Source organism: Chryseobacterium gambrini (assembly GCF_900156825.1).
In the GTDB taxonomy this organism is placed as follows: domain Bacteria; phylum Bacteroidota; class Bacteroidia; order Flavobacteriales; family Weeksellaceae; genus Chryseobacterium; species Chryseobacterium gambrini.
Genome location: NZ_FTOV01000003.1, coordinates 50139 through 68936, shown reverse-complemented (window position 1 = coordinate 68936; position 18798 = coordinate 50139). Strand labels below are relative to the sequence as shown.

At 36.1% G+C, this 18798-nt stretch carries 19 protein-coding genes; 5 read left to right on the top strand and 14 right to left on the bottom strand.

The window, feature by feature from the left end:
* The 3 genes from BW951_RS06540 to BW951_RS06525 form a co-directional block, all read right to left on the bottom strand.
* The gene (locus BW951_RS06540; RefSeq protein ID WP_076391078.1) at positions 1-549 is read right to left on the bottom strand and encodes a prolyl hydroxylase family protein; all 549 of its coding nucleotides are present in this window, start codon (positions 547-549) and stop codon (positions 1-3) included.
* 31 nt (positions 550-580) lie between these two features.
* Entirely contained in the window at positions 581-1123 is a 543-nt protein-coding gene (locus tag BW951_RS06535) for an NADAR family protein (RefSeq protein ID WP_076391077.1), read from the bottom strand.
* 823 nt (positions 1124-1946) lie between these two features.
* On the bottom strand, positions 1947-2642 hold the full coding sequence (locus BW951_RS06525; protein WP_059135587.1) for an NUDIX hydrolase: 696 nt from the start codon (positions 2640-2642) through the stop codon (positions 1947-1949).
* 124 nt (positions 2643-2766) lie between these two features.
* Here BW951_RS06525 and BW951_RS06520 point away from each other — a divergent pair, with 124 nt between their 5' ends.
* Complete coding sequence (locus tag BW951_RS06520; protein ID WP_076391075.1) at positions 2767-3405, top strand: DUF1579 domain-containing protein; 639 nt, start codon at positions 2767-2769, stop codon at positions 3403-3405.
* Between the two features lie 81 nt (positions 3406-3486).
* On the opposite strand, the gene lepA is transcribed toward BW951_RS06520, so the two are convergent.
* The 7 genes from lepA to BW951_RS06485 form a co-directional block, all read right to left on the bottom strand.
* The gene (gene lepA, locus BW951_RS06515) at positions 3487-5283 is read right to left on the bottom strand and encodes a translation elongation factor 4 (protein ID WP_076391074.1); all 1797 of its coding nucleotides are present in this window, start codon (positions 5281-5283) and stop codon (positions 3487-3489) included.
* A 90-nt stretch (positions 5284-5373) separates the two neighbouring features.
* Positions 5374-7173, bottom strand: coding sequence for a BamA/TamA family outer membrane protein (locus BW951_RS06510; RefSeq protein ID WP_076391073.1), 1800 nt, complete (start codon positions 7171-7173; stop codon positions 5374-5376).
* Between the two features lie 133 nt (positions 7174-7306).
* Positions 7307-8326, bottom strand: a complete 1020-nt coding sequence (locus tag BW951_RS06505; protein WP_139326121.1) for a hypothetical protein — start codon at positions 8324-8326, stop codon at positions 7307-7309.
* Between the two features lie 21 nt (positions 8327-8347).
* Positions 8348-9355 carry a hypothetical protein gene (locus BW951_RS06500; protein ID WP_139326120.1) on the bottom strand — a complete coding sequence of 336 codons (1008 nt, stop codon included), beginning with the start codon at positions 9353-9355 and terminating at the stop codon, positions 8348-8350.
* 96 nt (positions 9356-9451) lie between these two features.
* Positions 9452-9964 (bottom strand): hypothetical protein, encoded by a 513-nt coding sequence (locus BW951_RS06495; RefSeq protein ID WP_076391070.1) that lies wholly within the window; start codon positions 9962-9964, stop codon positions 9452-9454.
* A 6-nt stretch (positions 9965-9970) separates the two neighbouring features.
* The gene (locus tag BW951_RS06490) at positions 9971-10597 is read right to left on the bottom strand and encodes a hypothetical protein (RefSeq protein ID WP_228427509.1); all 627 of its coding nucleotides are present in this window, start codon (positions 10595-10597) and stop codon (positions 9971-9973) included.
* An 18-nt stretch (positions 10598-10615) separates the two neighbouring features.
* The gene (locus BW951_RS06485) at positions 10616-11167 is read right to left on the bottom strand and encodes an RNA polymerase sigma factor (protein ID WP_076391069.1); all 552 of its coding nucleotides are present in this window, start codon (positions 11165-11167) and stop codon (positions 10616-10618) included.
* A gap of 316 nt (positions 11168-11483) precedes the next feature.
* Between BW951_RS06485 and BW951_RS06480 the strand changes: the two genes are divergently transcribed.
* From BW951_RS06480 to porW, 4 genes are all read left to right on the top strand, one after another.
* A complete protein-coding gene (locus tag BW951_RS06480; RefSeq protein ID WP_076391068.1) occupies positions 11484-12233 on the top strand; it encodes a Rossmann-like and DUF2520 domain-containing protein in 750 nt (249 codons plus the stop codon).
* Positions 12223-12744 carry a KdsC family phosphatase gene (locus BW951_RS06475; RefSeq protein WP_076391067.1) on the top strand — a complete coding sequence of 174 codons (522 nt, stop codon included), beginning with the start codon at positions 12223-12225 and terminating at the stop codon, positions 12742-12744. Before BW951_RS06480 ends, BW951_RS06475 begins: the two co-directional genes overlap by 11 nt.
* Positions 12745-12754: 10 nt before the next feature.
* Positions 12755-13309, top strand: coding sequence for a Maf family protein (locus BW951_RS06470; RefSeq protein ID WP_076391066.1), 555 nt, complete (start codon positions 12755-12757; stop codon positions 13307-13309).
* An 86-nt stretch (positions 13310-13395) separates the two neighbouring features.
* Positions 13396-16005 carry a type IX secretion system periplasmic lipoprotein PorW/SprE gene (gene porW / locus BW951_RS06465; RefSeq protein WP_139326119.1) on the top strand — a complete coding sequence of 870 codons (2610 nt, stop codon included), beginning with the start codon at positions 13396-13398 and terminating at the stop codon, positions 16003-16005.
* Between the two features lie 16 nt (positions 16006-16021).
* Here porW and tsaB read toward each other — a convergent pair whose 3' ends face one another.
* From tsaB to BW951_RS06445, 4 genes are read right to left on the bottom strand one after another with little or no spacing between them, the layout of a single operon-like run.
* Entirely contained in the window at positions 16022-16705 is a 684-nt protein-coding gene (gene tsaB / locus BW951_RS06460; protein WP_076391065.1) for a tRNA (adenosine(37)-N6)-threonylcarbamoyltransferase complex dimerization subunit type 1 TsaB, read from the bottom strand.
* Between the two features lie 53 nt (positions 16706-16758).
* Entirely contained in the window at positions 16759-17190 is a 432-nt protein-coding gene (locus tag BW951_RS06455; protein ID WP_076391064.1) for a nuclear transport factor 2 family protein, read from the bottom strand.
* 15 nt (positions 17191-17205) lie between these two features.
* Entirely contained in the window at positions 17206-17958 is a 753-nt protein-coding gene (locus BW951_RS06450; RefSeq protein ID WP_076391063.1) for an SDR family NAD(P)-dependent oxidoreductase, read from the bottom strand.
* A 9-nt stretch (positions 17959-17967) separates the two neighbouring features.
* Positions 17968-18798 carry a hypothetical protein gene (locus BW951_RS06445; protein WP_076391062.1) on the bottom strand — a complete coding sequence of 277 codons (831 nt, stop codon included), beginning with the start codon at positions 18796-18798 and terminating at the stop codon, positions 17968-17970.

Genomic DNA, 18798 nt, shown 5'->3' with positions numbered 1-18798 from the left:
TTAAGTCTTTAAATACATTACATCTGTTCTTAAAACATATTTCTGTCCGCTGATGAGTGTTTTTCCTTCATGTCTCAAAGGATGATAGAAAACCAACGCAGAGCCTTTCTTCGGAGCTACAGTGAACAAGTGTTCAAATTCTGTTTCTCCGCCTTCAAAATCATCATTCAGATAGATTAAAAAGGTATAGAAGCTTTTCTCATTTTCATTTCTGATGTAGCTTCCATCGTGATGCATTTTGAACTGCTGTCCCGGAGAATATTTATAAATCCTGAACATTTCATTAAATCCCGAAACTTCATAACTGTCATGAATCTGAGGAAGAAATTCGATGGCTCTTTCATAAAGATTTTCGGCTAAATTATTATCAAAAATCATCAATCTGTCATTGTTTCGGATTCCTTTGCTCATGACTTGGCGCCCTCTCATATTGATTTTCGCTTCCTCAAAGACTTTATCCTTCGTCATTTCAATATAATGATCGCATTCTTGATCCGAAAGGAAATTTTCTATTAAAAATATCTGAGGATGGAGTTCTGTTTTTTTCATGATTTCTAATTGGTTTACGGTTATTGTGTTTTTACCCTCTTAATTCGTCTCTTACTTCCATTAAAGCAAATCCTAATAAATTTTCACCATTCCATTTTGAAGGATCTTTTGCTTTTGCATTGGTTTCCAGCATTCCGATTCCCCAGATTTTATCGTACGGACTTGCCTCTACTAAAATTGTATTGCCTGTTGAAAGCAGAAATTCTTTAAATTTTTCATTTTGTGAAAATTTCAGAAAATTTCCCTGTTTCACGATTTCATATTTATGTTTGTTCCAGATTTCCGGATCAAAGTTTCTGACTTTTCTGCCTAAACTTTTTGCCTGATTCGGAGTTTCTGCTTTTAAAATTTGCTCTAAAACTTCATGATCATTAAATAATTTCGCTTTTCCGGCCATCATATAATGTTCTGCTGTTTTGTAAATGTTTCCGTTTTCTTGAAACTCAAAAGGAAACCACTGGCTGAAGCAGGCTTTTGTAATTTCATCTTTCACGGTATGTCCCCAAAAGAAAAGAAATTCCGGATTTTCTTTTTGATGAAATCTTTCGATGGTATTATTTAATGTATATTTCATGATTGCGTTATTTTTACACAAATTTAAAGGAATCTGATTTTATCTTCCAAATTTATTTGTGTTATTTTTACGCTAAATATTTTAATTAATTGATTTTCAGTGTTAAAAATTTATTTTTTTAAACACGAATGACACCAATGTTTTTCACAAATGGCGCAAATTTTATTTATGCTTTAGATTTTGGATATAACCGGTTTGAAATTATTTTATTCAAACACAAGGGGCACAAATGTTTTTCACAAAGGACACTAGTATTTATTGGTTTTATGTTTAGACTAAAGCCAATTGAGATTTCTGAATTGAAAAATTATTTTATTTAAACACGAATGGCACAAATGTTTTTCACAAATGGCGCAAATTTTATTTATGCTTTAGATTTTGGCTATAGCCGATTTGAAATTATTTCATTTAAACACAAGGGGGCACAAATGTTTTCACAAAGGACGCAAGTATTTATTGGTTTTATGTTTAGGCTAAAGCGATTTGAAATCTTTTAATTGAAAGAACGGACTAAAGTCCGTTTCTATTGATATTGAAATTGGAATCGTAATTGACTTGATAAGCCGATTTTATTTAAACACGAATGGCGCAAATGTTTTTCACAAATGGCGCAAATTTTTAATCAATTAATATAGAGGGTAAAATTTACACACAATGTGTCATTCTGACATAGCCTGAAGGGATGCGAACGAAGTTCAAAGAATCTCAAATTAATTTTTAAAGATTCTTCATTCCGCTTCGCTTCATTCTGAATGACAGCGAACGCAAAAGAATCATTCATGAAAATTCGTGTAAATATTTGTGCTATTTGTGTTTAAAAAAACTATTTGATTTCGAAATAAAATCCCTGCTCTTCCAGTTCCTTGTATTTTTCCTGATTAAAAGTGAAGAGTTTTCCGGGTCTTCCGCTGCCTTCTTTTTTAAGATTGTTGGTTTCATTAAGCAATCCGTAGCTCATGATCTTTTTGCGGAAATTACGGCGGTCTATTTCTTTACCGATAATGGTTTTGTATAGGTTTTCAAGATCTGAAAAAGCAAATTCATCGTTTAAAAGATTAAAACCGATCGGTTGATACTGGATTTTCGTGCGAAGTCTTTTTAAGGCAATATCAATAATGGATTGATGATCAAAAGCCAGTTTTGGAAGCTGATTGACGCTGAACCATTGTGCATCTTCGGCATCAGAATCGGCAAACAACTCATGATAGGATGGATTGACAAGTCCTAAATAAGCGATGGAAACAACGCGGTTTCGGGGATCGCGACCTACATTTCCAAAAGTGTAAAGCTGCTCCAAAAAATCGGGCTTTATTCCTGCTTCTTCATGGAGTTCGCGTTTTACGGCATCATCAAGGTTTTCATCATCCAAAACCAGACCTCCGGGAAGCGCCCAACCTCCTTTGAAAGGCTCGATATTTCTTTTAATGAGAAGGATCTGCAGATCTTTTTTATCAAAATATCCGAAAATTACTGCATCTACAGCCACTTTTATATCCTGTAATTTTTTTGGAGACTCCATTGTTTTAATTTGCGTTATGAATACACAAAGTTACAATTTTGAATCATCAATATCAACATAAAAATAATTATTCTTTGTAGACAATTTTTATTTAAATTTATAATCAACTTAAAACTAAACAATTATGAGAAATTTATTTTTTACAGCTTGTACCTTTTTTCTACTTTTCTCTTGTGATAAAGGCAAAACTGTGGCAAAAACAGACTCAGATAAAACAGATTCATTAACCAATGAAGAATGGAAACCAGTTGATTCTGCAACTGCAACAAAAGCCTGGATAGAATATGCAACTCCGGGAGAAATGCACAAAATGTTAGCAAAATCTGACGGAAATTGGTCTGGAGAAAATACCATGTGGATGGAAAACGGCGGAAAACCAATGATAAGCCAATCTGAAGTTACTAACAAAATGGTTTTCGATGGTCGTTATCAGGTAAGCAATCACAAAGGAAACTTCATGGGAATGCCATTTGAAGGAATGAGCGTTCTGGCTTATGACAATTCTAAAAAGAAATTTGTAAGTACGTGGATCGACAATATGGGAACAGGAATTATGAATATGGAAGGCGATTGGAATCCGTCAACAAAATCTATTGAATTTAAAGGAAAAATGACAGATCCATCAAGACCCGGAAAAGACTGTGAGGTAAGAGAAGTTTTCACTTTCGTAGATGATAATACCCAAAAAATGGAAATGTACGGACCGGATTCTAAAACAGGAAAAGAATTTAAAACAATGGAAATCAAGTTCACGAAAAAATAAAAATATTAATCTCATAAAAAATCCGCAGAAAAATTTCTGCGGATTTACTTTTATCTTTTGCCTTTTTACTTGGCTCTTTCACTAATCATTCAGCTTCAAAACAGCCATAAACGCCGATTGCGGTACTTCTACCCTACCAATCTGCTTCATTTTCTTTTTACCTTCTTTCTGCTTTTCCAAAAGTTTACGCTTTCTGGAAATATCTCCTCCGTAACATTTTGCGGTAACGTCTTTTCTTAATGCTTTAATGGTTTCTCTTGCAATAACTTTCGTTCCTAAAGCCGCCTGAACGGCAATATCAAACTGCTGTCTCGGGATCAGTTCACGAAGTTTTTCACACATTTTCTTACCAATGTAATAGGCGTTCGAATCGTGAATCAATGAAGATAAAGCATCCACCATATCTCCGTTGATCAGGATGTCCATTTTTACAAGCTTAGAAGCTCTGAAACCAATCGGATGATAATCGAATGAAGCATACCCTTTAGAAATAGATTTCAGCCTGTCGTAGAAGTCGAAAACCACCTCAGCCAAAGGCATATTGAAGATTAATTCTACCCTGTCTGAAGTCAGGTAACTCTGGTTAACAATTTCTCCTCTTTTTTCAATACAAAGCGTCATTACCGAACCCACAAAATCAGATTTTGTAATGATAGAAGCTTTGATATAAGGTTCTTCTACTCTGTCCATCGTGGTAGGATCCATCATTTCCGATGGGTTATTAATCATAATCGGAACTTCAGGTTCTTTTTTGGTATATCCGAAGTAAGATACGTTGGGAACCGTGGTAATCACGTTCATGTTGAACTCTCTGTCCAGTCTTTCCTGAACGATTTCCATGTGAAGCATTCCTAAGAATCCGCAACGGAAACCGAAACCAAGCGCCGCAGAACTTTCAGGTTCGAAAACCAGAGAAGCATCATTCAGTCTTAATTTTTCAAGAGAGAATCTTAATTCTTCAAAATCCTCAGAATCAATCGGATAAATTCCGGCGAAAACCATTGGTTTCACTTCCTCAAAACCTTCAATCGGTCCTGCTGCAGGTTTTTCAAAAGAAGTGATTGTATCCCCTACTTTTACTTCTCTAGCATCTTTAATTCCGGAAACCAGATATCCTACATCTCCACATTCTACCGATTTCTTAGGAACCTGTTTCAATTTCAGTGTTCCTACCTCATCGGCTCCGTATTCTTTTCCGGTTGCGAAGAATTTAATTTTTTCGTTTTTAGAAATACTTCCGTTTACCACTTTAAAATAAGCCTCAATTCCTCTGAACGGGTTATAAACCGAATCAAAGATCAAAGCCTGAAGCGGAGCATTCGGATCACCTACCGGAGCCGGAATTCTTTCTACAATCTGCTCAAGCAAATGGTGAACTCCTTCTCCTGTTTTACCGGAAACCCTTAAAACATCTTCATAGTCGCAACCGATCAGGTTCATGATTTCGTCGGTTACTTCTTCAGGATTTGCGGAAGGAAGGTCGATTTTATTCAGAATAGGAATGATGGTTAAATCGTTTTCCAGTGCTAAATATAAATTACTGATTGTCTGTGCCTGAATACTCTGTGCCGCATCTACAATAAGAAGCGCTCCTTCGCAGGCAGCAATGGAACGGGAAACTTCGTAAGAAAAATCTACGTGTCCCGGTGTATCAATAAGGTTTAAAATATATTTTTCTCCTTTGTATTCATAATCCATCTGGATCGCGTGGGATTTTATGGTAATTCCACGTTCTTTCTCCAAATCCATATCATCCAGTGTCTGAGACTGCAATTCTCTCTGAGTCACCGTATTGGTATATTCCAAAAGACGATCTGCCAAAGTACTTTTACCGTGGTCGATGTGGGCGATTATGCAAAAATTTCGTATGTTTTTCATTTAAGAATCTTGTAATTTGCAAAGATAACAAAATGCAGGATAATTCCTTAGTGTAAATTTTGAAGAACAAAAATTTAATTTTAAGCCTTTTTAATTTCCAAAATTCACGAAATGCGGAATGTCTGTTGTAAAGCCGTTCATTGGCAAAAGGTTGTTCCGGTTGCTGTTGAAATCGAACAATGAATTATTGTCAAAAGGAACTTTTGGATAATAGGTGAAGGAAATCTGGATGCGGTTGAAGACCAGAAAAGGATTATTAATGAGAACACCGATTCCTATTTTTGTATTGACGTTTGTTTTTAATAATTTTTCATCGGGCATTGCCAACCAGCCTGCTGCTGCTGTTAAGTAAGGACTGAAATGAAAGTTTTTCCAGGTTTTATTAACGAAAAGCTGAAGCTGATATCGCAGAACGAGTTTTTTTGTCCCGATATAATCTGCACTGTACACCGGAAACTCATCGCCTGCGGAGAGATTGATGCGGTCTCTGTAAGAATAGTTGTGCTGTGGATTTCCCAAGGCTAATGTGGGCGAAAAAAAGTGCCTTGCTCTGGCAAACTTCCAATCCATAAGATTCGTGAAATACGTCCCATCTAACCGGAAAGATTCGCGGTTTTGCTTGTCTTCATTGAAAAATCTTCCGAATTGCGCTCTCACACTGAAATATCCGATGTCGGTAAAATCTCCGTATGCCACGGAAATTCCTGCATACGGAATGATTCTGTTGCTTCTTGATAAACCTCCCGCTGTAAGGCTCGCCGAAGTTCCGTAGGCAATATCTTCGGGAAGATCGTACTGAAAGATATTTTTCTGAACAGAAAATTTTCGCTGTATAAATCCTACAGACGCCAGAAAACTGCTGTAAGAGGTAAAGTAATCGTACTTGTCTATTGCAGGATTGTCTTTGTACTGATAATTCTGAAATCTTCCGATTAAAGCAATATTGCTGGAAACTTTTTCTGAAGTTTTTGAGGCAATGGGAATCTGGTAACCTCCCCATAAATCCTGACTGTACACTTTAATCTGAGCTTCAGGAAAAACGGTTTCGGATTCTATAGGCAGCAAAACCCGGCGCATAAAATATTCAAAATTAAATCCTCCTGCCCATTTCGTTAAAGGAGAGAAAAAATCGCGCGTTGCACTGAGGCTGATTCTTTCATTTCTGGCAAAATCCCTTTCTCCCAAAATCTGTGCATTGATGTAGGAACCCCATAAATTGTATGCGGTGTAACTTCCGAGTAAATAATTCTGTTTTTCTTTGGAATCGTTCCGGTACAGAAAACTTAAATCATGTCCCAGACCGAGAAAATTTTCTTCGGTAACGCCTAACCCGATTTTACTTCCGGAATAGCTTGCTCTGGGTTTCAGACTCCATGAATCCAGCACTTTTACGATAACATCGATAGAATCTTTGGTGGAAGTACTGTCGGAAATACTGATGTTCACTCTGTTGATAAAAGGCATTGTTCTCAGCAAACGTTCAGATTCGTAGATTTTCTGGGCATTGTATTCCTCTCCTTTTTGGAAAAGTAAATAATTGTTAACCGTGGAAATTCTTGTATTGGAGTGAAGATGATTGGTAAACCAGTCGTACCATCTGGATTTCTCTTTCTTATCTTTAGAACCGTATCCGAAAGGATCTATGGTTTCGATTTTAATATTTCTGATGTATTTTCCGTCGTGCGTTTCCTGCGCTACTTTTTCGGTGGTTGTTTTTACGGAAACGGAATCTGCTTCTCTACGAAATATAAAACGGTGAAGGAATTTTGTAAATTTTCTCTTATCTGAAAATTTTTCAATTTTATAATAGATTGAATCCTTTTTTTCCTGTGCGTGAAAAAAGAAGAAACAATTAAAAATAAGAGCTAAAATTACGATCGACTTGTTCATTTACCATCTGAAATTCGGTAAATTTTGTAGTATCAATTTACAAGCCATTAAAGTGCTGAATATTTTTTTTGCTGAGTAAAGAATCTTTTTAATTCGCAGAAAGTTTAAAAGAGAGACGCGCTGTCTCTCTTTTTTATGGTAATTGATCAAAAATATCATTAAAATCGTACTCGCCTGTCATCGGATCGATGTAAATTTCCTGAGAATTATGACTCAGCTTATTCGGATTAAAAAGTAATGCATCTGCAATTCCGCCGACCAATCCAAACATGATTCCTAATTTAATATCATATTGAGGCGGAAATAAACTTGAAGGTTTTGCGACAATGTAAAATCCTTTTTCGTTTTTTAACAGTTCCTGAAATCCTGAATAGGTATTTTTAAACGCTTTTCCGTTTTCTACATAGATAAACATTTTACGGGAAGGAATTTTCATTTTCTTTCCGTTTTCGGTTTTTACAGCCCTGTCTAATGTTCCATTTTCCCATCGCTCCAAAGTGTAGCCTTCTTCTGGAGTCTGCCTGAAAAACGAATTGTAATCCAGATAGATTCCTTCTTTCAGGGTTTCATTTTTAAAAGCAGGATAATTATTTACATAGTTTTGATAATTGGAAATATCATCCAAGGTAAGATCATATTTTGAAGGTTTGGATTTGTATGTTTTTTCAAGATACAAAGAAAAAAGATGATGCATATTTCTCACCATCGCATCGGCAACATCTCTGTGACTGAACATAAATGTGGTGTCTTTTTTATACAGAAAATGACACTTCCCCTCTTCTTTCACAAAGCTTTGAAGGGAAAATTTCATGGTTCCGATGTTTTTCCTTTCGTACGTTTCTTTTATAGATAATTTAAGATCATTGAGAACCAACACAAGATCCTGCTTCCCTCCTTTCAGATTACTTTTACGGTACCATTCGGAAAAATCGTCTTCCGGACTGTTCTGAAACGAAACTTCTTTCATTTCTTTGCCATCTCCGAAAGGCAGAACTCCGATGGTTTTATCTTTTCTGTTATCAATAACAATTAATGTGTTGTAATCTCCTTCTCCATTATTGGGAATACTGCCTTTTAGTTTTATGATTTCTTTATTCTGTGCAAAAGAAACAATCAACAGACAAGTCATGATAACCTGCAAAAACTTCTTCATCATTAAAATTTTAAATTAAAATTACTTCGTAAAAATATATTCTCCCGTAAGCGGATCGATGTAAATATTAGACAAATTTTCAGGTTTATCTCTTGCGGCTTTTCCGGAATCGAGTGCTGCACCGATCATTCCGCCGACAATTCCGCCCATCATTACACCAATCATGACGCCGTTATTAACATTCTGAGGCGGAAACAGCTCAAGTCTTGAAGAAACTACATAATATCCTTTATCGTCTTTCTGCATTTCTAAGAAGCCAACAGGCGTAAGTCGGTATGCTTTTCCGTCTTCCACATATCCAAAAACATACTCGGCGGATAAAAGAAGATCTTCCCTGTTTTTAATCCCGATAACTTTTCCTTTTTTATTTTTATCTACATAATATCCTTCTTCCGGCTTTTGAAGAGAAAAAGATCTGAAATCTTTATACACTCCGTTTGTAAGTTCAGGGACTGTAAGATATTTGATATTTTTGCCTACGATTTCCTCATAATTATGAAGATCAGACTCAGCAATTGGAGTACTCAAAGCAATATGCGAGTAAGAATCTTTAATTAAAGTGGAAAAAATATTTTCTATGGCTACAGATATTACTCTTGGGATGTTGGGCGTTAATTTTGAATTGAAACCTACCGTACTGTTGTACCGGTTAATGAAATAATATTTGCCGTTCCTGTTGATAAAACTGCTGATTTTAACCTTTGCATTTGCCAAGCCTGTGTTTTTAAAATCATCAATCCTGATTTCTTCCAACAACAAAACAATATCGTTATTATTTCCTTTGGTCTTATTATCGTTTGCAAACCAGTCTTCAACATATTTTTTGAGATCCTCATTTTCAAACTTCAACTGAACATTTTCTTTTTTGTAGGTTACAGTTCCTAAATCTTTTTCAGTTCTGTTATCAATCAGGGTTAAAGACTTTACCCGTGAGAATTTATCTTTAATACTTTGGTTGAGCTTTATATATTCAGTTTTCTGCGCTGTTAAAATACACGAAAACATCAAAAACAGAATTATCTTCCTCATCGTTAAAAATTTTCGCAAAAATATAGTTTTAATTTAAAATTAAACGACCCTCACAAATAAATTGCAAGGGTCGTCCAACATTAAAAAAATAAACTATTATGGGTTTTGTCTTGAAGCGTTATTACTGCCATTATTTCCGTGAGGTTTTCTTTCGTTCATTTTATCTCTCATCATTCCCTCAGACTGGAAAAGCTTCAAAACTTTTTGGCATGGTATTACTTTCTGCATTTTGTCTGCATATTTCTTCCTGTTATCGAGCAGCTTCTGCCCTACTTCAAAACTCTGCTGAAGCTTGGCTTTTGCCTCTTCATCCGATAAGTTTTCAGGGTTAAAATCAGAATTAAACTGACTTTTTATCTGCTTCTGGCTTTCCAGATATTCATTATAAATATCGGTAAACTCTTCCTTATCACTGGGATCAATATCCAGATTATCCATCACCATATTATTCCTGAACTTCATCAGAAGATTTTTTCTTTCCTCAGGAGAAAGATTATTGATGATTTCCTTTCTCTGTTTAGGATCCATCTTCTTCCAGTCATAATCTGTCCTTTGGGCATTCAGACCAAAACTATAGATAATAAAAAGCGTAAATAATATCTTTTTCATTTTCTTTTAATTATATAAGTCCAAATAAACGTCCTGTGTAGAATTGCTTGCCAGTTCCGAAATTTCGGAATTTGAGAAGGAATCCAGGTACTCGTTCATCTGAGCCTCATTTTGTTTCGAAACAGATGGTGAAGATTTTGGTCTTGCTTCATCTGCCGCCTTAGCCGGTTTTTCTTCTTTCGCTAAAGACTTATTGTTGTCCTGACTGCTACCTGTTTGATTATTATTCTCAACAGAAGTTAAATCAGATTTTAAGGTTTCATAAGCAATCTGGCTTTCCGTTTTAGGCTCCTGATTGTTTGCTGCAACCTGTTGCTGTACCTGATCTGCAGAATTTCCGTTGTTGAAAACAAAAGTCGCTCCAAAAATCAAGGCAAGCGATGCCGCCGCTGCATAAGCCCAGTTAAGTTTGAAAACCGGTGCTTTTTTTACAGGCAGAACACGCTTTACAACATTATCCTGAACGGTTTCAAATAATTTTTCAGGAACGGTGTAAATATTCTTACGTTCTAATTGCTCCAGATCAAAATCATTCATTCCGCTCAATACCTTTCCCTGAATATTTTCAAACAAATTTTCGGGGACTTTGTATATGTTTTTGCGTTCCAATTTTTCCAGATCAAAATCTTTCATGCTGTTGTTTCTCAAAAATTATCTTTCGTAATTCTCTTTGATGTATTCTTCAATCTTTTGTTTGGCATAATGATAATTTGTTTTTAATGTTCCTACGGACATATCTACAATTTTAGATATCTCTTCGTAAGGCAAATCATCATAATACCGCATCATAAATACCAGTTTCTGCTTTTCCGGCAGACTTTGTATGGCGTTCTGCAGCAAAATCTGTATCTCTTCTGCATCTCCGTCTGTATTGTCTGCAATAAGATTCTGCATATGATATTCGGGATCTTCATCGGTTTTCTGCATTTTCTTCAGTTTATTAATCTGCTGCAGCGCCTCATTGGTGGCGATTCTGTACAGCCATGTGTACAACTGGCTGTCATTTTTAAACTGATGAAAATTCTGATAAGCTTTAATAAAAGTCTCCTGCAAAGTGTCCTGCGCAAGATCTCCGTCCACAATAATTCTTCTTATGTGCCAATACAATCTACTCTGATAAGCATCCATCAGTGCACGAACTCCTTTTTCCTGAGTTCGCGGATCTTGCATCAACGAAATAATTTCCGTGTCTTTAATCTTCATAGGATGCTTTCATTGTTTTGGATTACAAAAATAACTGAAAGTTAAATTACTCCTTCAATTTTTAGTCCAAATATCAAAACTAAAAATAAGAATTATTTTAAACCTGTCGATCATCTTCTTTTTAAAGGATAACCTTATATTCTTCGAATTGCTTTATCACAGTATATTTATTATTGAAATATTGATGTGTATATTAAAAAGCAGCAGCAAAATATTTATTTTTAAATCCCGTTTCAGAAAATTTAAAATGAATTAATTCTGATTATAAGAACTAAGTTTCCTCTTCCAAATCATTGCAAAAACTTATATTTGTTTTATGCAAATTGTAATTATCGGTTCAGGAAATGTAGCCTATCATCTGGCAAAAGCATTCGTTCAGAATAAGATTCCTTTGGCTCAGATTTTTGGAAGGAATGAGGAGGAATTAAAAAAAATCTCCGAAGAATTAGAAATCACTTATTCAACTAAAAATTTAGTCGATTCAGATTTATACATTATTGCCGTAAGTGATAACTCCGTTGAAGAGGTTTCAGAAATGATTCCCATAAAAGACTGTCTTGTTGTTCATACTTCCGGATCGTTACCCAAAGAAAGCTTAAAAGGAGATTATCGGAAGGCAAGTTTTTATCCTTTGCAGACCTTTTCAAAATCGAAGGAGCTTGATTATTCTAAAATTCCCTTTTTTATCGAAACAGAAAACGAGCAGGATAAAAAAACACTTTTTGAAATTGCTTCGAAGATTTCAGAAAACGTGATGGAAAGTACCCATGAAAAAAGAAAATACATCCATCTTACCGCAGTTTTTGCCTGCAATTTTGTAAATCATCTGTTTGCAAGGGCTAAAGAAATTTCAGATTCGCAGGAAATTCCTTTTGGTTATTTTTTACCATTGATTGATGAAACTGTACAAAAAATTTACGAAATTGAGCCCCGATCTGCCCAGACCGGTCCCGCAGTAAGGAACGACAAAAGAATACTGGAGCTGCACAAACAATTACTGCATGGAGAAAGTCTGGAAATTTATAAGACAATGAATCACTCAATTCAGAAAATGTATGAGTTATAAAGAGAAATTAAAAAATATTAAAGCGTTTGTATTCGACGTAGATGGCGTTTTTACAGACGGAAGCGTGTATCTGATGCCCGGTGGAAATATGTGCAGGGTAATGAATGTTCTGGACGGATACGCCGTAGTTAAAGCATTAAAAAACAATTATTTAATCGGAGTTATCACCGGAGGAAATGATGAAATGGTAAAACACAGAATCAATTATCTGGGTATTGAAGATTATTATGCAAAATCCCACAATAAGATGGCAGATTTTGAGGATTTCAGAAGAAAAAATCATTTGAAGTACGATGAAATTTTAACAATGGGGGATGACCTTCCGGATCTTCAGATCATGAAAAGTTCTGCAATTTCTGCGTGTCCGGAAAATGCAGTTCCCGAAATAAAAGCCATTTCCGATTATATTTCGCCAATCAAAGGCGGAAGCGGAGCTGTAAGAGACGTCATCGAACAGGTGATGAAAGTTCAGGGAAACTGGTTCGACGACGATGATACACAATCTACTTAATTTACTGTAAATGAAATTACTATTAGCCTCACAATCTCCGAGAAGAAAAGAACTTTTAACCAGTTTAGGGTTTGAATTTGAAGTCGTAAAGATTGATTGTGAAGAAATTGTTCCCGAACACATCAAAGTAGGGGAGTCTGCTGCTTATTTATCTGAATTAAAAGCAGATGCATTCCGAAGTCTTGAAAAAGATGAAGTATTGTTAACCGCAGATACCGTTGTAGCCATTGATGATCAGTTTCTGGGAAAACCATCAGATGAAAAGGAAGCTAAACAGATGCTTCAGCTTCTTTCCGGAAAGACTCATCAGGTTTACACCGGAATTACCATAAAAACTTCAGATAAAACCATCACACAGACCGATGTTGCCGATGTGGAATTGGATGAAATCACAGATGATGAAACAGAATATTACATTAAAAATTACAGACCTTTCGACAAAGCCGGAAGCTACGGTATTCAGGAATGGCTCGGAATGGCAAAAATCAAAAAAATAACAGGAAGCTATTATACGATCATGGGACTTCCTACTCATTTGGTTTACAAAATTTTGAAAGAAATATAACGAGTTTCCCCATAAAATTTTATTATTTTTACAAAATCATCAATCCTACTGATAATAAAAAGTAGATTAGCGAGTTATATTTAATAATGAAAAAGAATATTTTATTCCTTTTGATACTCTGTATCGTTGCTTCATGCGCCACAAAGGTTAAAAAGCCTGAACAGCGGTCTAAATTTATGAAAGGATTTACCACATATTACAACACGTTATTTAATGCAAAAGATGCTTTAAATAATGAGTTTGAGACCCGCGACAAGGGGCATAAAGACAATTTTTATGCGCCTTATATTCCGATTCTTACGTATGAAGATCAGCCTTTGGGAAGTGATCTGGGACAGTCTGCTGCATTTGCAGAAAACTCCATGAAAATGGGAGAGATCAACCGTCCTCAGCAAAATACCGATTCCCGCGGCGGCCGTCCTCCCGGAATGCCTTCAGGAATGCCCGGAAATCCGATGTCGGGTGCAACAGGAATGGCTACAGGAGACTCCGGTCAGCCGGAACAGAAAGGGGCTACAACACTGGAAATTGCAGAAGCAAAGGCTTTAAAAGCGATCAACAAATATTCTGTGATCCGACATGGTGAAGAGCAGAACAAGCAGATTTTCGATGCGTACATGATTCTTGCACAGGCGAGAATTTACAGGGGAAAATCTTTGGAAGCACTTGATGCGCTGAATTATGTTTTCACGCACATGAAGGATGATAAAAGACTTCCTCTGGCAAGAATTTATCAGGGTTTAGCGTATGATCAGATCAAAAACTACCATAAAGCTCATGAAACTTTTGCCAAATTAAAAGGCGATAAAATTCCTAAACAGTACGAAAAATTATTAAGCATTTACTACGCTGAATCTCTTTTGGATGCAGGAAAAAAAGAAGAAGCTATAAAAGAACTGGATAATGCTTTTGAACTGAACAGCAACAGAAAGCTGAAAAGCCGAATTGCTTATCTGAGAGGGCAGGTTCTGGAAGGGCTTAATCAGAATGAAAAAGCCCGCGAAAGCTTTATGGCCGCTTACAAATACGCCAATGATTTTGAATTTGAGGTAAAATCCCAGATCGAAATTGCCAAAACATTCAACGGAAACGGAGATTACAGCGGAGCAAGAAAATACCTTGAAGACATCAGTAAAAAAGGAACTTACGGCTCCCGAAAGAACGAATTTTATTATGCTTTGGGACTCATGGCGAACAAAGCCGGAAAGAAGGAGGAAGCTCAGGAATTTTTCAGAAAATCTCTGAAGGAAAAAGTGTCTGACGGACAAATTCGCGGTCTTGCGTACTATGAAATCGGAAAAGGATATCTGGATAAAAATGATTACATCGGAGCCGGTGCGTATTATGATTCTGCTTTGGCGGTAATGACTTACGAACCTTCTAAAGTCCTTTTGGCAGATCAGTCTACGTACATCAAAAAGATTTCAAGAAACTATTATCTGATCAAAAAGAATGACAGTATTCTGAATCTGGCAAAAATGGCTCCGGATCAGAAAACAGATTTCTTCAATAAATATATCGCTAAAATTAAAGCCAAAGAGGAAAGGGAAGAACTGGAAAGAAAACGGGCAGAAAGATCCAAAGGTTTTGATACGGGAGATTACAGTTCAACGTCCATATTTGCCAACAGCTCAAATTCTTTCGAAGATTTCGGGGTGGCAACCAAAGGTTTCTATTTCAGCAATACAGGGACGGTTTCCAAAGGAACCCAAACCTTTAAGCAAACCTGGGGAGACAGAGCTTTGGTAGACAACTGGCGTTTTTCCAAGAAAATGGCAACAATCGAAGATCTTAAAAATGATGCTTTAGGAACCACTGCCGCGCCAAATCCGAGACGTTTTGAACCGGCTTTCTACATAGAGCAGATTCCGACAGATGTTGCAAAACTGGATCAGCTTAAAAAAGACAGAGATACCGCTTCTTTAGGTTTGGGAGTTATGTATCAGAATTATTTTACCAATACGCCTTTAGCTACAAAAACCCTGTATGATCTGGTAGATGTAAAACCTGAAGAAAAAGTAATGTTACAGGCTTTGTATGAGATTTTCGCCATGAATTATGAAAAAAATCCACAGGCAGCAGAAAGAGCAAAACAAATCCTTTTAAAAGATTACCCTTACACATCGTATGCAGAATTTGCAAGAAATCCTAAAAGCAGTTCTTTCGTAAAATCTTCCGCAGATGTGGAAAACCAGTACAAACAGGCATTTGCACTGTATGAATCTGAGAAGTTCGGGGAAAGTAAAGATCTCATTGAAAAAGCGATCCAGCAAAATCCGAAGGATGCCCTGGTTCCGAAATTATATTTGCTGAATGCATTTAACTCAGGAAAAGCTAGCGGGAAAGAGGTAATGATTCTTCAACTGGAACAGATTGCCCTGAATTACGGTAAAACGCCTGAAGGCGAAAAAGCCAAAGAAATGCTTAATTATCTGAAAAGTGACCTGAGCTTTCAGGCTACCGATAATAAAGGAAATGCGGTGCCTCAAAATCCGGGAGATATGGTAAACAATGTTCCGCAACAACCGACACAGCAGAATAACGGAATTGGCAGTTCTCCACAAATGCAGGGAAATAATATGATGAATAATCCTCAGCAGAGCCAGCCGATGAACAACAGCGGAAACAAACCGCCCAAAAAACAAAATAACAATCAGCAGCCTCCTGTAAATACAGTTCCGGCAAAACCACAATAAAAATAAAAGCGAAGAACTACTCTTCGCTTTTATTTTTTTTCTTTACTCCATGAAAATCTTTGAGATAGAAAGGCTCAAAATAAGCAATGTCCTCAAATTCTTTCCGCTCTATTTTTGCAAGTGCTTTTTTTACTAAATATTTTGCAGAAGGATAGGAATTTTCATCAAATACGGCATTCGGAAGCTGCAAAATGTCTTTTGCTTTCTTGGCTCCGTCTCCTGCAAAAAGGATTTTTTTATCTTTAAATTCTTCAAAAGAAATTTCGTCTAGAATTTTAGCCTCGGTTGCAGAAATTTCTTTGCCTGTTTTTCCGTCATAAACCGCCGTATAAACCTCCATTCGTCTCGCATCGATCATTGGTATTATCAAATCGTAGTTTTGGTCTAAAAAAGGCTCTATGATGCTTTCCATAGAATTTACCGCAATCAGAGGAATTTTCAGTCCGTAGCAGAAACCTTTTGCAGAAGCTGCACCAATTCTCAATCCGGTATACGAACCGGGACCTTTCCCCAGACAAACGGCTTCAATTTCCTTCATGGAAATTCCGGCTCCTTCCAAAGCCCATTCTACAAAAGTATGCAGACTTTCAGACTGTTTGTAGTTTTCAGAAACTTCTTCCGTTACACACAACAGTTTTTCATTATCGGAGATGGCAACGGAACAGTTTTTTGACGAGGTTTCGAGATATAGAATTTTCATTTTTTAAATTTAAAATCAACAACAAAATGCAAATCGATTGTTTCACTGCAAATTTATGGCTTTATTTCCACACTTTGCCTGCTCCAGAGTTTCCAGACCGATTTCTCCTTTTTCCAGATTTCCAGCAATGCAAGAATCATTTCGAATTTCTGGCTTTTATAAGTTCCTGAAACTTTTATTTTTCTTCTAAGTGAGCAGATATTTTTATCTTTTTTAAGCTCTGAAATTTCAATCTGTTCGATCTTATCATAAATAACTTTTTTCGAGCCGAAATCTCTCTTAAAATCCGAATAGTTCTGAATCCATCCATTGGAGTGTCCGAAAGAAACATCATCTTCGAATAAATCTAAAACTCTGGAATCGTTATTCTGTATCAGAGAATCCAGTTTTACCGTCTGAGAAAGGAGTTGTTTTTCGTCTTTTGAATACTTCTGTGAGTATCCAAAAATATAACAGAAGACCAATAACAAAGATAAAAGTTTCATAATCAAAAACTCAGGTTAAGACTTTCTGTGAATGGTTCTCGGTTCCGCCTGAGCAGAAGGGTAGATCGTCATATCCGAAATACAGACGTGTTTCGGAGCATTGATGCAATAGGCAATGGAATCTGCAATATCTTCGGCTTTCAGAGGTTCATAACCGGCGTAAACCGTTGCAGCTCTTTCGCTGTCTCCTTTAAATCTTACCATCGAAAAGTCTGTTTCTACCGCTCCCGGCTGAATATTCGTTACTTTGATTCCGAATTCCGTCAGTTCGATACGCATTCCTTCGGAAATAACATCTACTGCTTTTTTTGTGGCACAATAGACCACACCATTTGCGTATGTCTGTCTCGCTGCAACGGAACTGATGTTGATGATATGTCCTGAATTTCGTTCTTTCATTCCGGGAATAATCATTTTAGAAACATACAGAAGTCCTTTCACATTTCCGTCAATCATAGAATCCCAATCATCCGTTTTTCCGGCAGACAAAGGATCTAATCCATGAGCATTTCCGGCGTTGTTAATTAAAACATCAATATTTTTCCATTCTGAAGGTAGAGAACTGATTGCCGTTTCCACTTCTTCCAGATTTCTGACATCAAATTTCAAACTAAATATTTCGGTATATTGTGAAAGTTCATTTTTTACATCTTCAAGAACTTCCGACCTTCTTCCGCAGATAATTATTCTGTTTCCCTGTTTTGCCAGAAGTTCGGCGGTAGATTTTCCGATTCCGGATGTTGCTCCGGTGATTAATATTGTTTTCATTTTTACTTTTTATTTTTGAATTGTATTATGATCTTTTAATCTTTTCATCAGAAGTGTATAGATCCAAAATTCAAACCATGGAATACTCATTAAAAGCACCCAAATCAATAAAATTCCTTTTAAAATGGTCGTAAACTGCGATTTTAAAATCATTAAGAACAGATTCTGAATTTTCTGAACAATGGATTTTTCAATATTTTCTGGATTTAATACCACAAGTTTTTCTGATATCGTATTAAACTCTCCATAAGAAAGCTCATTCGTAATGCCACCATTGGAAACAGAATCCAAAATTCCGTATAAAATAAATGAATAGATTTTATCTCCATACCGATTCACAAACATGGAAGCCATCCAGTTTTTTGGAAGGTCTATCATATCATTTTTAATGTGGTATGCTTTCGCGATATCAATGACTTTAATCTTTGCGTTGTTATTTTTCTGACTGAGATCTTTAACAGCTTTTCTGAGATCTTCAATAAAAACTTTTTTAGACCTGTTGTCTTTAAAGATATAATATGTACTGGAATTATAGACCTGCTCGGAAATAGAATAACTGTCTTTCTTTAATGCGGAATACACTCCACAAAATAAACCTATTTTTAAAGAAAAAACGATGTTGACAATAAAAATAGCAGGAATATAAAGTTTAACAAACCAATTGTAGTATTTCTGGCTGCGCGATAAAGCTTTGTATTTTTTTAGAATGATGACCAAAAAGGAACTTATCAGCAAACCTAAAACAAGGAAAAGGAAGCAGAAAAGAACAATTTTTAAAGGATAATTCTTTAAAACGTATCCTACAGCGTTGTATATTGTTTCCCAATGTATATTCTGCAT

Coding starts and splice junctions, on each gene's coding strand:
- BW951_RS06540 (WP_076391078.1), bottom strand. CDS start 549: ATGAAAAAAACAGAACTCCATCCTCAGATATTTTTAATAGAAAATTTC.
- BW951_RS06535 (WP_076391077.1), bottom strand. CDS start 1,123: ATGAAATATACATTAAATAATACCATCGAAAGATTTCATCAAAAAGAA.
- BW951_RS06525 (WP_059135587.1), bottom strand. CDS start 2,642: ATGGAGTCTCCAAAAAAATTACAGGATATAAAAGTGGCTGTAGATGCA.
- BW951_RS06520 (WP_076391075.1), top strand. CDS start 2,767: ATGAGAAATTTATTTTTTACAGCTTGTACCTTTTTTCTACTTTTCTCT.
- lepA (WP_076391074.1), bottom strand. CDS start 5,283: ATGAAAAACATACGAAATTTTTGCATAATCGCCCACATCGACCACGGT.
- BW951_RS06510 (WP_076391073.1), bottom strand. CDS start 7,173: ATGAACAAGTCGATCGTAATTTTAGCTCTTATTTTTAATTGTTTCTTC.
- BW951_RS06505 (WP_139326121.1), bottom strand. CDS start 8,326: ATGAAGAAGTTTTTGCAGGTTATCATGACTTGTCTGTTGATTGTTTCT.
- BW951_RS06500 (WP_139326120.1), bottom strand. CDS start 9,355: ATGAGGAAGATAATTCTGTTTTTGATGTTTTCGTGTATTTTAACAGCG.
- BW951_RS06495 (WP_076391070.1), bottom strand. CDS start 9,964: ATGAAAAAGATATTATTTACGCTTTTTATTATCTATAGTTTTGGTCTG.
- BW951_RS06490 (WP_228427509.1), bottom strand. CDS start 10,597: ATGAAAGATTTTGATCTGGAAAAATTGGAACGCAAAAACATATACAAA.
- BW951_RS06485 (WP_076391069.1), bottom strand. CDS start 11,167: ATGAAGATTAAAGACACGGAAATTATTTCGTTGATGCAAGATCCGCGA.
- BW951_RS06480 (WP_076391068.1), top strand. CDS start 11,484: ATGCAAATTGTAATTATCGGTTCAGGAAATGTAGCCTATCATCTGGCA.
- BW951_RS06475 (WP_076391067.1), top strand. CDS start 12,223: ATGAGTTATAAAGAGAAATTAAAAAATATTAAAGCGTTTGTATTCGAC.
- BW951_RS06470 (WP_076391066.1), top strand. CDS start 12,755: ATGAAATTACTATTAGCCTCACAATCTCCGAGAAGAAAAGAACTTTTA.
- porW (WP_139326119.1), top strand. CDS start 13,396: ATGAAAAAGAATATTTTATTCCTTTTGATACTCTGTATCGTTGCTTCA.
- tsaB (WP_076391065.1), bottom strand. CDS start 16,705: ATGAAAATTCTATATCTCGAAACCTCGTCAAAAAACTGTTCCGTTGCC.
- BW951_RS06455 (WP_076391064.1), bottom strand. CDS start 17,190: ATGAAACTTTTATCTTTGTTATTGGTCTTCTGTTATATTTTTGGATAC.
- BW951_RS06450 (WP_076391063.1), bottom strand. CDS start 17,958: ATGAAAACAATATTAATCACCGGAGCAACATCCGGAATCGGAAAATCT.
- BW951_RS06445 (WP_076391062.1), bottom strand. CDS start 18,798: ATGCAGAATATACATTGGGAAACAATATACAACGCTGTAGGATACGTT.